At 67.7% G+C, this 13717-nt stretch carries 10 protein-coding genes; 3 read left to right on the top strand and 7 right to left on the bottom strand.

Features of this window, described 5'->3' with window-relative positions:
• Positions 1-6 precede the first annotated feature (6 nt).
• From ASC94_RS02965 to ASC94_RS02945, 5 genes are all read right to left on the bottom strand, one after another.
• The gene (locus tag ASC94_RS02965) at positions 7-1329 is read right to left on the bottom strand and encodes a YCF48-related protein (protein ID WP_082616079.1); all 1323 of its coding nucleotides are present in this window, start codon (positions 1327-1329) and stop codon (positions 7-9) included.
• Positions 1330-1344: 15 nt separating this feature from the next.
• A complete protein-coding gene (locus ASC94_RS02960) occupies positions 1345-2703 on the bottom strand; it encodes a DUF1329 domain-containing protein (RefSeq protein WP_056390500.1) in 1359 nt (452 codons plus the stop codon).
• A gap of 10 nt (positions 2704-2713) precedes the next feature.
• Complete coding sequence (locus tag ASC94_RS02955; RefSeq protein WP_056390497.1) at positions 2714-4417, bottom strand: DUF1302 domain-containing protein; 1704 nt, start codon at positions 4415-4417, stop codon at positions 2714-2716.
• 68 nt (positions 4418-4485) lie between these two features.
• Complete coding sequence (locus tag ASC94_RS02950; protein ID WP_056390494.1) at positions 4486-5253, bottom strand: coniferyl-alcohol dehydrogenase; 768 nt, start codon at positions 5251-5253, stop codon at positions 4486-4488.
• Positions 5254-5281: 28 nt separating this feature from the next.
• Positions 5282-6751, bottom strand: coding sequence for a benzaldehyde dehydrogenase (locus ASC94_RS02945; RefSeq protein ID WP_056390491.1), 1470 nt, complete (start codon positions 6749-6751; stop codon positions 5282-5284).
• A 268-nt stretch (positions 6752-7019) separates the two neighbouring features.
• On the opposite strand from ASC94_RS02945, the gene ASC94_RS02940 reads away from it, so the two are divergent.
• Positions 7020-8876: a sigma-54-dependent Fis family transcriptional regulator gene (locus ASC94_RS02940; RefSeq protein WP_056390486.1), complete on the top strand. Its 1857-nt coding sequence runs from the start codon at positions 7020-7022 to the stop codon at positions 8874-8876.
• 7 nt (positions 8877-8883) lie between these two features.
• Here the strand turns inward: ASC94_RS02940 and ASC94_RS02935 are convergent, their stop codons facing one another.
• Positions 8884-9372 carry a MarR family winged helix-turn-helix transcriptional regulator gene (locus ASC94_RS02935; protein WP_056390483.1) on the bottom strand — a complete coding sequence of 163 codons (489 nt, stop codon included), beginning with the start codon at positions 9370-9372 and terminating at the stop codon, positions 8884-8886.
• Positions 9373-9503: 131 nt separating this feature from the next.
• Here ASC94_RS02935 and ASC94_RS02930 point away from each other — a divergent pair, with 131 nt between their 5' ends.
• Positions 9504-10664 (top strand): ABC transporter substrate-binding protein, encoded by a 1161-nt coding sequence (locus ASC94_RS02930; protein ID WP_056390480.1) that lies wholly within the window; start codon positions 9504-9506, stop codon positions 10662-10664.
• Between the two features lie 11 nt (positions 10665-10675).
• Complete coding sequence (locus ASC94_RS02925; RefSeq protein ID WP_157201257.1) at positions 10676-12418, top strand: tannase/feruloyl esterase family alpha/beta hydrolase; 1743 nt, start codon at positions 10676-10678, stop codon at positions 12416-12418.
• Between the two features lie 19 nt (positions 12419-12437).
• On the opposite strand, the gene ASC94_RS02920 is transcribed toward ASC94_RS02925, so the two are convergent.
• Positions 12438-13622 carry an ABC transporter substrate-binding protein gene (locus ASC94_RS02920; protein ID WP_056390478.1) on the bottom strand — a complete coding sequence of 395 codons (1185 nt, stop codon included), beginning with the start codon at positions 13620-13622 and terminating at the stop codon, positions 12438-12440.
• Between the last annotated feature and the right edge of the window lie 95 nt (positions 13623-13717).

Here is a 13717-nt window from a genome sequence, read left to right as displayed (position 1 = left end):
GGGGCGCTATTGCGCGGGCGCCGGCGGCGCCGGTGCGGGTGCGGGTGGGCCGGGCGGCGGCACGCGGCGCAGGCCGCGCAGCCCGGCCAGCACGAGCGCGCCGTCCCGCGCCTGGGCGACGGCGGCAAGCGGCAAGGCGGCTGGCATCGCGGGTCCGGCCTGGATGGCGAAGCTGCGGCCCTGGTCGCGGCTGAGCAGCACGTCGCCGGCCTGGCTGACCAGCACCAGGGTGCCGTCGGGCAGCTCCGTGCCGCCGGCCAGCGCGGCCTGCACGCCGGTGTCGACCTTGCTCCAGCTGTCGCCCCGGTCGGCCGAGCGCCAGGCGTTGCCGCGCAGGCCGAAGGCAAGCAGTGCGCCGCCGCGCGCGGCCAGCAGCCCGAAGTAGCTGCCTTTGTACGGCGGGGCGAGTGCGGTGAAGCTTTCGCCCTGGTCGGTGGAACGCAGCAGCAGGCCCTGTTCGCCGGCCAGGTACAGTGCCCCGCCCGCGCCGCGCATGGCGTACAGGTGCAGGCCCTTGGGATTGGCCGCGCGGTCCTGCCATGGTTGCCAGCTGGCGCCGCCGTCTGCGGTCTTGAACAGCAGGTTGTAGGCGCCCAGCACGTAGCCATTGCGCGGGCTGTCGAACCAGACGTCCAGGAAGGGCTTGTCCGGACCGTCGTCCACCAGGCGCCGGGCGTCTGCCAGGGCGCGCTCCTGTTGCGGGCCGGGGGCGGCTTCCGCTGCCTGGAGCGCAAGCTGGGCGGCGCGGATGCCGTCCAGCTGCTTGCTCCAGGTGGCGCCGCCGTCGGCGCTGTGCAGCACGACACCCTGGTGGCCGACTGCCCAGCCCTGTTTGGCGTCGATAAACTGCAGCGCCGTGAGGCTGACGCTGACCGGCACGTTCGCCTGCCGCCAGGTGGCGCCCGCATCGTCCGAGTACAGTATGGTGCCGCGTTCGCCGGCGGCCACCAGCCGCTGGCCGGCGCTGGCCACCGCCAGCATGGCGGCGTGCAGCGCCTTGGGCGTCACCAGCGCGGGCTGCCGCAATGCCGCCGGGCCGGCCGAAGCAGTCACGCCGGACGCGCCAGCCGATGCCGCCGCGCCGGACGGGCCAGCCGATTTGGCCCCGCCAGCCGCTGCGGGCGCAGTTGCCACGGCGGGCACGCCGCCTGCGCTGGCGTCGTGCGCGTCGCCGGCCCATGCGCCGGGCGGCGCCCACAGCGTGCCGCATGCGGCAAGGGCTGCCAGCAGCCACTCCGCCGCCGCCCGTGCCCGCGCCGGCGCCGTTGACAGTGCCGGTGCAGCTTGCGCTGCCGGCTGCGAGCCCGCGCCAGGATTCAGTCTGCTCATCGCAAGCCCCTTCACTTAGCGCGACCCCTGGTTGGCCAGTTCCTCGGGCCCGAAGTAGCTGGCCGGCAGGCGCGGAATCATCTTGTACTGCGACTGCAGCTCATTGGAGGCTTCGTTCAGCAGATAGGCGCCGGTCTGCACGTTGTAGGTGCCCCACATGACGTTGCCCACCACGGCCGGTACGTCCGGCGCCAGCAGCGTCAGGGTGTAGTTGCCGCGCCAGATCTGGCCCTGCGCGTCGTAGCCGTCCACCAGGATGATCTGCCAGGTATCCTCGTCCAGGTAGTAGCGGCGCTTGGCCACCACGTGGCGCTTGCCCGGCACCAGGCTCGCTTCCACTTCCCACACACGGTGCAGTTCCCAGCGCACCAGGTCCGGATTGAGGAACTGCGGGCCAACCAGGTCGCTGATCCTGGCCGAGGCGGCGCGGTTGTTGTTATACGGGATGTACATCTCCTTCTTGCCGATCAGCTTGAGCTCATGGTGGTCCACAGGCCCGAACAGCATGAAGGCCTCATCGAACAGGCCGATGCCCGAGGTAACCGAATCCGGCGTGTCGTAGGACACCGAAGGCGCGCGGCGCACGCGGCGCTGGCCGACCAGGTACTGCCAGATGGCGCGCGGCTGCGCTTCGCTGATGCCGTCATGGACCAGGATGCCTTCGCCTGCCTTGGAGGCGGGCGCGCGCGTGATCAGGCGCCCGAACTGGTACACGCCGTCGAACTTTTCCAGGCTGCCTTCCTTGAAGTAGTAGGGCCGCATGATGGTCTGCTCGGCTTCGGTGGCGGTGGCGCGCTTGCCGTCCGGCGTGACGATGACGGTGCGCAGCGGGAACACGGCGGTCTCGCCGGTCCAGGCCAGGCGGTGGTTCATCAGCGCTTCGTAGCCGGTCTTCGGAATCGGGAAGGGAATGCCGCCGAACGCGCCCTCCACGCCGAAGCCGCCGTCGATGGACTTGGCGCGGGTGGCGTTCTTGAAGGTGTTGTCGTACACCCAGCCCGGCGCGCCGCCGGTGCGGTGGGTGGGATAGACGTCCAGCCGGTAGTCGGGATACTTCTTCAGCAGCGCCACGGTGGCGGCGGACAGCTTGGCGGCGTGCTGGTCCACGTTCTTGCCGGTGATGGCCAGTACCGGCTTCTCGCCGGCGAAAGGATCGGCGCGGAAGTCGCCGGCCTTGAAACCGGCCGGCACCTTGGCGTAAGCGCCTTCCCAGGCCGGGATGGTGCCCTCCTTGTTGCCGGCCTTTTCGGCGCCCAGCGGCGTCAGGGCGGAGCGCAGCCTGGCCGCTTCGTCGGGCGTGACGGCGGCGCCGGCGTGCGGCAGGGCGAAGGCCAGCGACAGGGCGGCAGCGGCGAAAGTCAGGGTTGTCTTCATGGTCTTGTCCTCAGAATGCGCGTTTGATGTTGAAGGAGATGTAGTTGCGGTCGGCCAGCGACTGCGCGTAGCTCAGCATGGGCATATTGGTGGCCGGATTGTTCTTCAGGAAGGTGCCGCTGGAGCCCAGGAAGCGCACGTAGCTGATGCCGAACTTCCAGTCCTGGTGGTAGGTGGCGTTGACGCCGATATTGAAGTCGCCGCCGTGTGAGCTGCCGCCGTTGAAGTTGAACACCGCGCGCGAGCGGCCGTCGATGTTGTAGCCGACGCCGATGGGAATGGAGATGTCCAGGCCATCCATCACCTGGTAGTAGGCCGGCTCAAAAATCACGCGGGCCGAGGTGGCGTCGCGCGTGGTGTTGGGGTCGAGCGAGCCCTGGAAAGCCACGCTGGTGGCGCGGTTCCAGGCCAGCTCGCCCAGCAGCGATGCGCCCTGGAAGAAGGGATTGGTCGGCATGACGTAGATGGCCGACAGGTTCACGTGCGCCGTATTGCCCACTGCGTAAGCCGGATTGCCGCTGTTGTTGGCGAAGCTGCCCACGCCGGCGCGCGACAGGAAATTGGGCGTGGGGTCGCTCACCAGCGGCGTATTGCGGCGGACGGACACTTCCGCCGCCACGTTCGCGCCCAGCAGCACGGTGCTGGCGCTGGCGCCGAAGGTGCGCACGCCCTCGGCGTACACGGCCTGCACGGTGGACGGCGCGCCGGGCGGGAACGAAGGCGCGAAGCCCAGGTAGAAGTAGGGCGTCTTGTCGTGGTAGCGCGCTGCGTAGAAGCCGTATTCCACGTCCGAACCGGTGGGCGTGTATTTGAGCTGCAGGCCGCCCTGGCCCGAGTTCTTCGCCTTCATGTGCGGGATGGTGAGGAAGGCAGGTGCGCCGCTGTTGGTGGGGGCCACCAGGAAGGCGGTGGCGCCGGCGCCCGCCGCGTCGTAGGAACTGAGGTAGCTGCCCGCGCCCGGGATCCGGGTGGGGCGCCATTCGAACTGGTAGTAGCCACCGATGGATACATTGGGCAGCACCTGCAGCTGGCCCGACACTTGGTTCACCGGACGCAGGATCTCCTTGAACTGCGCGCCCGGGACACTGAGCAGCTTGACCAGGTCCACCGGACCCTGCGCGTTGGCGATGCCGTTGGCGCCGAAGAACAGGCTTTCGCCGTACTGCAGGGTGTGGCGGCCCACGCGCACGGTGCCCGGCAGTTCGCCCAGGCTGCCCTTGGCGAAGACGAAGGCGTCCAGCAGTTCGGCGTCGCGGCCGTGCAGCAGGCGCGTGCCCTTGGGGAAGCTGTTGCCGGCCTGGCCTGCCAGGGTGACGGCGTTGCTGGTGAAGGAGCCGTTGTCGTTGCTGCGGTTGTAGACGCTGTCGTACCAGCCGGCGGCACTGATGCGCAAGCCCAGGGTGCGGGTGCCGGCGTCGAACTCGGAGAGCCAGTCGATGCGGCTGGAGACGATGCCCTTGTTGCGGAAGTTCTGGTTGCCGTCGTCCAGGTTATAGCCGGTGAAGTCGCCCGGGCCGGCCGAGGGATAGCCGCCGGCCAGCAGGCCCGCATCGGCGTCCTTGAGGCGGTAGGCCGCGCTGTACTTGAAGGTGTTGTTCCAGCTGATCTTGAGTTCGGGGTTCTCGGTCTGGAACTCGTGGGCGTGGACGGCGGGCAGGGCGGCCGCCACGGCCAGGGCCAGCAGGGTCGGGCTCAGGCGCTTGTTCGCTTGCATGGTGTCTCCTCGTTTTAGTTATATGGCCGCTGACGCGCGGCTGGGCGGATCCTCGGCAGACCGAAAAATCAAATAAAGGTGGACGCCAGCCCCCCGTCGACCGGCAGGTTGACGCCGCTGATCCAGCGCGCGTCGTCGCTGCACAGGAAGGCGATGGCGGCTGCCACTTCGTCGGCATAAGCCGGGCGCTTCATGCGGTGGGCGTCGCGCTGCACGCGTTCCTGCCCCAGCATGGAGACGAAGTCGCCCAGGATGGGCGTGAACACCGGGCCCGGCGCCACGCAGTTCATGCGCACCGAATGGGCCAGGAACCATTTCTGCGACTGCGCGGCGGTCCAGACGATCAGCGCTTCCTTGAAGTACTGGTAGCAGGTGTCGGCTGGCACCGGGTGCGCGTCCAGCCAGGCCTGGCCCTCGGCAAAGCCGTTCACCGCGGCAAGCTGCTTGTGCAGCGCCACGCGCTGCGGCCAGTCGGCGCCCAGGATGGAGGAGACGTTGACGATGGCGGCGCCGGCCGGCATGCGCGGCAGCACGGCTTCGGTCAGGTGGCGCAGGCCCAGGTAGTTCACCTTGGCCAGCAGTGCCGGGTCGGCGGTGCCGGGTACGCCGGCGATATTGCACAGCGCGTCCACCCGCTGCGGCAGCTGGCCGATGGCGGCGTCGATGCTGGCGGTGGAGGCCATGTCCACGGCGATGAAGGCGTCCAGCGTCAGCCCCGCTTCGTTGCGGTCCATGCCGATGACGGTGGCGCCCTCGAAGCGCGCCAGGCGCGCCACTTCTGCGCCGATGCCGGATGCGGCGCCGGTAACGACGACGGTCTTGTTCTGCAATCTCATGTGTTCTCCTGGTGGGTGTGGTCTGTTCTCAGAACGGGTAGCGCGGCGCCTCGGTTTTCACCGTCATCCATTGCCACTGGGTGAACTCGTCCCAGTCGGCAGTGCCACCGTGTCGGCCTCCGTTGCCCGATGTGCCGCCGCCGCCGAAGGGCGCATGCGCTTCGGCCAGGACGGTCTGGTCGTTGATGTGGACGTGGCCGGCCGGTACGCGGTCGGCGATGTGCATGGCGCGCGCCAGTGACGGCGAAATGACGCCCAGGGCCAGGCAGCCGGTGGTGGCCGAGGCCAGTGCGATGGCTTCCTGGTCGGTGTCGAACACGGTGACCGATGCCACGGGGCCGAACAGCTCTTCCTCGAAGCAACGCATGCCGGGCCGTACGCCGGCCAGTACGGTGGGCTGATAGTACTGGCGGTCATAGGTGCCGCCGGCCAGCAGCGTGGCGCCGGCGGCTATGCTGTCCTCGACGATGGCGTGCAGGCGCTGCACCTGGCGCGCGCTGATCAGCGGGCCGAGCGCCACCTTGCCGCTCATCGGATCGCCCACCGGCAGCGCCCTGGCCTTGGCCACCACGCGCTCGATCACGGCGTCCGCGATGCCGCGCTGGAGCAGGATGCGGCCGGCGGCCATGCAGATCTGGCCCTGGTGCAGATAGGCGCCCCAGGCCACGTTGGCGGCGGCCACGTCGGGATCGGCGTCGTCCAGTACGATCAGGGAGTTTTTGCCGCCCAGTTCCAGCGACATCTTCTTCAGGTTGCGGCCCGCGAGTTCGCCGATGCTGCGGCCCACGGCGGTGGACCCGGTGAAGGCGATCATGGCGATGCCGGGATGGCTGCACATGGCCTGGCCCGCCTCGGCGGCGCCGGGCAGTACGTGCAGCACGCCCTCGGGCAGGCCGGCTGCCTCGAAGATGCGGGCGATCAGCACGCCGCCGCTGATGGGAGTCTGCAGGTCCGGCTTGTGGACCACGGCGTTGCCGGTGGCGAGTGCCGGTGCGATCGAGCGGATGGAAAGGATGAGCGGGAAGTTGAAGGGTGAGATCACGCCCACTACCCCGTGCGGTACGCGCCGCGCTATGCTCATCTGGCCGCTGGGCGAAGCGAGCAGCTGGCCCTTGGGCTGGGTCAGCATGGCGGCGGCTTCCTGCAGGTGGGCGGTGGCCTCGCGCAGTTCCAGGTCCGCCTTGGGCCGGATGGCGCCGGTCTCGCGCACGATCCAGGTGGCCAGTTCGTCGTGGTGTTCCGCGATGACGGCGGCGGCGCGGCGGAAGATGGCGGCGCGTTCCTTGTAGTCGCTGGCGGCCCATGCCGGCTGGGCGGCGCGCGCTTCGGCGGCTGCGCGCGCTACGTCGTCCGCGTTGGCCAGGCCGACGCGGCCCAGCTGCTCGCCGGTGGCCGGTTCGGTGAAGATATGGGTGCCGCCGTGGGCGCTGATCCAGCCGCCGTTGAAGATGCGGTCCTGCCAGACCGCAGGGCGCAAAAGCGCAGTTGCGTCAGTCATGCTGTCTCCTGTCGTTGAAAGGTGGTGGGGAAGTCGGTTCGTCACACCGCTTGCCGTTCTTGCCTTAGCTATTACAAGTTGCGTGCCAGCTCGGCGCGGGAGCGCGCCGCTGCGGCGCAGCACATGGTGTCTTTGCTATGAGGACGCCGCTGTTTCGCGGCCAGCGTGGCGCGGCGCACCAAACAAAAGGACGGGCCGCCGATTGATGAAATGATCAAATGCTGTGATTACCGATGTATGATTTGGTAAAACACAAAGAGGCGGAGACATGAGCAAACCCCATCGCGTATCGCTGGCGGAGATGTCGCGCGCGAGCGGCAGGATGCTGCAGCATGGCGACAGTGAGCACCTCAATGCCGGCGCCGCGCCCTCGCTGGAAGACCTGACGCAAAGCCTGCACTTTGCCCCGGGCGACGGGCGCATCTGGCTCAATGGCCAGCGCATGCAGCTGCTGCATACCACCTCGCTGGGCGCGCTGCGGCGCGAGCTGCTGGAGAGCATAGGCGCCGAGCGCACGCGCGGCCTGCTGACGCGGGTCGGCTATTCGGCCGGCGCGCGCGACGCGCAGCTGCTGCGCGAGCGCTGGCCGGACGCTGAACCAGGGTCCCTGTTCGCCGCCGGGCCGCGCATGCATTCTCTGGAGGGCGCGGTGAAGGTGGAGCCGCTGCACTTCGAATTCGACTTCGAGCGCGGCACCTACCACGGCGAGTTCCTGTGGCACCACTCCAGCGAGGCTGAAGTGCACACCGCCGATTTCGGCATCGGCACCGAGCCCGCGTGCTGGATGCAGACCGGCTACGCCATCGGCTACACCAGCGCCATGATAGGGCGGCTGACCATCTACCGCGAAGTGGAGTGCACCTCCATGGGCCACACGCATTGCCGCCTGATCGGCAAGCCGGCCGACGAGTGGGACAACGTGGAGGAAGACCTGCGCTTCCTGAACGCGGAGTCGTTTGTCAGCACCACGGCATATGGCGGCCCGGGCCAGCACCAGCAGGCGGCGGAGCTGCCGGGCGACGACGGGCGTACTTATGGCGAGAAGGAGATGGTGGGCGTGTCGTCGGCTTTCAACGCGGCCTGCCACATGCTCAAGCGCGTGGCGCCCACCGCTGCCACGGTACTGTTCACGGGCGAATCGGGCGTCGGCAAGGAGCTGTTTGCCTACATGCTGCACCAGATCGGCGCGCGCAAGGAGCAGCCCTTCGTGGCCGTCAATTGCGCGGCGATTCCGGAAACGCTGATCGAGTCCGAGCTGTTCGGCGTGGAGCGCGGCGCCTTCACCGGCGCCAGCCAATCGCGGCCCGGCCGCTTCGAGCGCGCCTCGGGCGGCACGCTGTTCCTGGACGAAATCGGCACGCTCAGCCTGGTGGCGCAGGGCAAGCTGCTGCGCGCGCTGCAGGAGGGCGAGATCGAGCGGGTGGGCGGCGTGCGCAGCGTGAAGGTTGACGTGCGCCTGGTGGCGGCCACCAATGTGGACTTGCGCGAAGAGGTGCGCATGGGACGCTTCCGGGAGGATCTGTTCTTCCGCCTGAACGTGTTCCCGATCCGCCTGCCGCCTCTGCGCGAAAGGCGCGACGACATCCCGCTGCTGATGGGCTACTTCATGCGCCACTACGGACAGAAGCACCAGCGCCGCGTCACCGGCTTCACGGCGCGCGCGGTCGATGCGCTGCTCAACTACCAGTTCCCGGGCAACATCCGCGAACTGCAAAACCTGGTGGAGCGCGGCGTCATCTACGCCGACGAGGACGGCCCCATCGACCTGCCGCACCTGTTCACCAGCGGCGAGGAAGCGCAGGCGTCCTACTTCTCGCTGGCGCAGACCGGGCGCCTGACCAGCCATGGCGGCGCTGCCGCCGCGCCTGGGCACGCCGCGCACCCGCACCCGCCGGGCGCACCGGGCAGCGGCGCGCTGCTGGACGTGCTGCCTGCCATGCTGCGGGAGCACGCGCAGGGACAAGGACAGGAGCAAGGCCAGGGCTGGTCGCTCGACCACCTGGAGAGCACGCTGATACTGGCAGCGGTGAAGCGGGCCGACGGCAACCTGTCGGCTGCGGCGCGCATGCTGGGCATTACGCGGCCGCAGCTGTCCTACCGCATGAAGAAGCTGCAGCAGGGTTGAAACAGCCTCACGGCATGTAGATCTTCTGCAGCAGCTTGATGAGCTGTTCGCGCTCGGCGTCGTTGAGCGCGGCGGTGGCGTCCACTTCCAGGTCGCTGGCGGTTTTCTCCGCCTTGGTGCACATGCTCAGCCCTGCGGGCGTGAGCACCAGCGTCTGCGAGCGCCGGTCCAGCGGGCTGCGCTGCCGCAGCAGCAGCCCGCGCTCCTGCAGCTTGTCCAGCAGGATGGCCAGGTTGGGCGGCGACACGTTGACCGCATCCGACAGTCGCTTCTGGTTGATGTTGGGATTGGCCTTGAGCAGGCTCAGGACACTGAAGTCCACCGGCCGCAGCTGGTACTTCGCCATGCGCTTCTCGAACAGCGGCATGATGTTGATGTAGGCCCGCCGGCAGTTGTAGCCCACCAGGCCCAGTAGCGTGCTCTGGTCCAGCGGCTGTTCAGCCGCCTCCTGGACGGCGTCGATCAAATCGAGTTTCTTCTTGGGCTGCTTGGTCATGCCCCGATTCTAGCAAAGATGCGGCGCACAGGCCACGACGAATGCTTGCAATGTGGCGAAAATACGTATAGCCTATAATCATTATAAAACATAACTAAATTCCTAAAAAACCCGCCCACCGAGGAGACAAGATGAAATCCGCAGTATTCACGACTGTACTCACCGCATTGCTCATGGCCGGCCCCGCCCAGGCCCAGGACACCATCCGCATCGGCGTCATTGCGGCGCTTACCGGCCCGTTCGCCAACACCGGCAAGCCGTTCGAGGACGGCATCAAGACCTATATGCAGCAGTACGGCGACAAGGTGGCAGGCAAGAAGATTGAAATCATCTACCGCGACGATGGCGGCACCAATGTCGATCATTCAAAGCGCGCGGCGCAGGAGCTCATCACGCGCGACAAGGTCAGCTTCCTGATCGGCTTCTCGCTTACGCCCAGCGCCCTGGCCGTGGCTCCCATCGCCACCCAGGCCAAGATGCCGATGATCGTGATGAACGCCGTCACCAATGGCATCACGGCCAAGTCCCCCTATATGCTGCGCACCAGCATGACCATGCACCAGATGACCGGCCCCTTCGGCGACTGGACCGCCAAGAACAAGATCGGCAAGGTCTACACCTTGGTCAGCGACTACAGCACCGGGCTGGACGCCGAGGCGCGCTTCAGCAAGACCTTCAGCGCGGGCGGCGGCAAGGTGGTGGGCTCGGCCCGCGTGCCGTTGGCCAATCCCGACTATTCGCCCTTCATCCAACGCATCAAGGATGAAAAGCCGGACGCGCTGTTCTTCTTCGCGCCCGGTGTGGAGGATGGCATCGGCCTGCTGAAGGCCTTCAGCGACAAGGGCCTGGACAAGGCCGGGGTGAAATTTCTGGGCGTGGGCGACATGACCAGTGAAACGCCGACCCTGGATGCGCTGGGCGACCGCGCGCTGGGCGCGGTGACGGTACTCAATTACGCGCCCACGCTGGACAACGAGGCCAACAAGGCCTTCCTGAAAGCCTACGCCGCTGCCAACCCGGGCCGTCCGCCAGCCACCTTCGTCACCGTGGCGGCCTATGACACCATGGGCATGATCTACGAGGCCGTGCGTTTGCTGAACGGCGCCGTTACGGGCGACAAGGCCATGCAAGTGCTGTCCGGGATGAAGCGCGATAGTCCGCGCGGCCCGATCAGCATCGATCCCGCCACCCGCGACATTGTGCAGAACATGTATATCCGCGAGGTGAAGAAGGTCAACGGCAAGCTGGTGAACGAACCCATCGCCGTACTGCGCGACGTCAGCCCGAACTAAGGAGATCCGCCATGACGATCGAACGACGTGTCTTGAAGGGCGCGCCGCTGGCGGCGCTCGGCCTGGCCTCACTGGCCACCTTATCCACCCTGGCCGCCTGCGGCAGCAATAGCGGCGGCTCCGCCCCTGTCGGGGCGGTCACGCTGCCGCAGCTGGCTGCTGCCAGCGGTGCCAAGCTGGCCTCCTGCGCCGACCTGGCCGCCAGGATCACCTATCCGAACACTGCCATCGCCAGCGCCGCGCCGGTGGCGGCAGGGGTGCTGACAGTGGCGGGCAAACCGGTGCAGGCGCACTGCCTGGTGAAAGGCGCGATGCACCAGCGCGTCAGCCCGGTGGACGGCAAGAGCTACGCCATCGGTTTCGAGATGCGCTTGCCGGTGGACTGGAACGGCCGCTTCTTCTACCAGGCCAACGGCGGCCTTGACGGCGCCGTGGTTCCCGCCACCGGCGAAGTGGGCGGCGGCGGCCAGCTGGACAACGCGTTGAACCAGGGCTTCGCCGTCATCAGTTCGGACGCCGGCCACGGCGCGGCCACGCCCCTGTTCGGACTCGACCCGCAGGCGCGCCTGGACTACGGCTACCAGGCCTCCGGCAAGCTGGCACCCATGGCCAAGAGCGTGATCCAGGCCGCCTACGGGAAAGGCCCGGACCGCACCTACTTCGGCGGCTGCTCCAACGGCGGCCGCCACACCATGGTGGCGGCGGCGCGCTACGGCGAACAGTTCGACGGCTACCTGGTGGGCAATCCCGGCTTCCGCCTGCCGCTGGCGGCTATCGCCAATATCGCGGGCGGCCAGGCCTACGCTGCGCTGGCCACCACGCCGGGCGACCTGGCCACCGGCTTCACGCAGGCCGAGCGCACGCTGGTGTCGAACGCCGTGCTGGGCAAGTGCGATGCGCTTGACGGCGCCAAGGACGGGCTGGTGCAGGATACGGCCGCCTGCCAGGCCGCGTTCAGCCTGGAGCGCGACGTGCCGGTGTGCGGCGCACAGGGGCGCGACGGCAGCTGCCTGAGCGCGGCGCAGAAGACGGCGATAGGACGGCTGTTCTCGGGCGCCGTCACCAGCACCGGAGCCAGGTTCTATTCCAGCTTCCCCTACGATGCCGGCCTGGGCGCGCCCAATTGGGCGTTCTGGAAGTTCTTCAGCCCATTGCAGCTCGATTCCGGCGCCGTGGCCATGATATGGAAAGTGCCGCCGGTGGACCCGGCCAGCTTCAACGGCGCCAGCTTCGCACTGGGCGCCAACATCGACACGCTGCTGGCGCAGGTCGCCGCTACCGACGCCACCTACACCGAGAGCGCGCTGTCGTTCATGCTGCCGCCGCACCTGGCCGACTACAGCACGGTCAAGAACCGCGGCGCCAAGATGATGGTGTACCACGGCACCAGCGACGCGATCTTCTCCAGCGACGACACCACGGCCTGGTACGACAATCTGCGCGCCGCGAACGGCGGCGACGCATCCGGATTCGCGCGCTTCTTCCGGGTGCCGGGCATGAACCACTGTTCCGGCGGCCCCGCAGCCGACCAGTTCGACATGCTCACGCCGCTGGTCAACTGGGTGGAGAAGGGCCAGGCGCCGGCCAGCGTGGTGGCCAGCGTGCGCGGTCCGGGCAATGCCGGCGGCGCCAATGCCGACGTGCCGGCCGCGTGGTCGCCCACGCGCACCCGGCCGCTGTGCCCTTATCCGCAGGTGGCGCAGTATGCGGGCAGCGGCAGCATCGAGGACGCCGCCAGCTTCGTCTGCAAATAGATACGGCAGGCCAGGCCGCCTATTTACCGGGATCCTTCTGATGATCGAACTGCTCGAACTCCACGTTGTAGGGTTCATTTCCCACCATCTCGACCTTGCGCACGTAGACAGTCTGCACGATGTCGCGCGTGACCGGGTCGATGGAAATCGGGCCGCGCGGGCTGGTCATGCGCAGGTTCTTCAGGATGGCCATGGCCTGGTCGCCGTCGATCTTGCCGTTCAGTTTGCGCGACACTTCGTAGATGGCGGCCATGCCGTCGTATGCCGCCACGGCCATGAAGTTGGGCCGTCCGGCGCCGGGATTGGCGGCCGCAAAGCTCTTCAGGAAGGCCGCATTCTCGGGCGATTTGTGCGCCGCCGAGTAGTGGAAGGTGGTGATCACGCCCAGCGTGGCGTCGCCCATGGCGGGCAGCACGTGGTCGTCCGTCAGGTCGCCGGTGGCGATGACCTTGATGCCGGCTGCGGCCAGGCCGCGCTCGCGGTAGCCCTTCATGAAAGCGATGCTTTGCTCGCCGGCCGGCACGAAGATGAACACCGCGTCCGGCTTGGCGTCCTTGATGCGCTGGATGTAGGGCGCGAATTCCGGATTGCGCAGCGGGACGCGGATCGCTTCGGTCACCGTACCGCCGCCCTTCACCAGTTCCGCCTTGAAGGCCGCTTCGGCGTCGATGCCGGGGCCGTAGTCCGCCACCAGCGTCACCACCTTCTTGATGCTGTTCCTGGCCGCCCAGGTAGCCATGGGCGCCGACACCTGCGGCAGCGTCATGGAAAAGCGCGCGATGTAGTTGGACTTGGTGGTGATGACCGAGGTGGCCGCGTTCATGATGATCATGGGCTTCTTCGCCTGCTCGGCGACGGGCGCGACGGCCAGCGCTTCGGGCGTGAGGCCGAAGCCGGCCAGGAAGTCCACCTTGTCGCGCACCACCAGTTCCTGCGCCAGCCGCTTGGCGATTTCCGGCGCGGGGCCGGTAGTGTCCTTGAGGATGATCTCGACCTTCTTGCCAGCCACCGTGGCGCCGTTCTGCGCCATCCAGGCCTTGATGCCGCCTTCCATCTGCTTGCCGTATTCGGCGAACGGTCCGGAAAAGGCGGCGATCACGCCGACCTTGATGGTGTCCTGTGCCAGCGCGGGCATCGGCACACCCGTTGCGCCCAGCGCAATGAGGGCAAGTGTGGCAGCGGGTACGAGTTTTTTGATGGTCATGCCGGTCTCCTTGGTGGTAGTTGTTGACAGCGTATCGCCTGATCCATAGTATCGACTTTGTGTGCGATTAACAAGCGAATGTTCGGTGATCGCAC

It is taken from the genome of Massilia sp. Root418, assembly GCF_001425265.1.
Lineage (GTDB): Bacteria > Pseudomonadota > Gammaproteobacteria > Burkholderiales > Burkholderiaceae_D > Rugamonas.
Note: the sequence above shows the minus strand (reverse complement) of the source record. Positions and strands in the feature narration are given on the sequence as shown.

Bases quoted from the DNA above. Each gene is read 5' to 3' on its own strand.
- ASC94_RS02965 (WP_082616079.1), bottom strand. From the start codon at position 1,329: ATGAGCAGACTGAATCCTGGCGCGGGCTCGCAGCCGGCAGCGCAAGCT.
- ASC94_RS02960 (WP_056390500.1), bottom strand. From the start codon at position 2,703: ATGAAGACAACCCTGACTTTCGCCGCTGCCGCCCTGTCGCTGGCCTTC.
- ASC94_RS02955 (WP_056390497.1), bottom strand. From the start codon at position 4,417: ATGCAAGCGAACAAGCGCCTGAGCCCGACCCTGCTGGCCCTGGCCGTG.
- ASC94_RS02950 (WP_056390494.1), bottom strand. From the start codon at position 5,253: ATGAGATTGCAGAACAAGACCGTCGTCGTTACCGGCGCCGCATCCGGC.
- ASC94_RS02945 (WP_056390491.1), bottom strand. From the start codon at position 6,751: ATGACTGACGCAACTGCGCTTTTGCGCCCTGCGGTCTGGCAGGACCGC.
- ASC94_RS02940 (WP_056390486.1), top strand. From the start codon at position 7,020: ATGAGCAAACCCCATCGCGTATCGCTGGCGGAGATGTCGCGCGCGAGC.
- ASC94_RS02935 (WP_056390483.1), bottom strand. From the start codon at position 9,372: ATGACCAAGCAGCCCAAGAAGAAACTCGATTTGATCGACGCCGTCCAG.
- ASC94_RS02930 (WP_056390480.1), top strand. From the start codon at position 9,504: ATGAAATCCGCAGTATTCACGACTGTACTCACCGCATTGCTCATGGCC.
- ASC94_RS02925 (WP_157201257.1), top strand. From the start codon at position 10,676: ATGACGATCGAACGACGTGTCTTGAAGGGCGCGCCGCTGGCGGCGCTC.
- ASC94_RS02920 (WP_056390478.1), bottom strand. From the start codon at position 13,622: ATGACCATCAAAAAACTCGTACCCGCTGCCACACTTGCCCTCATTGCG.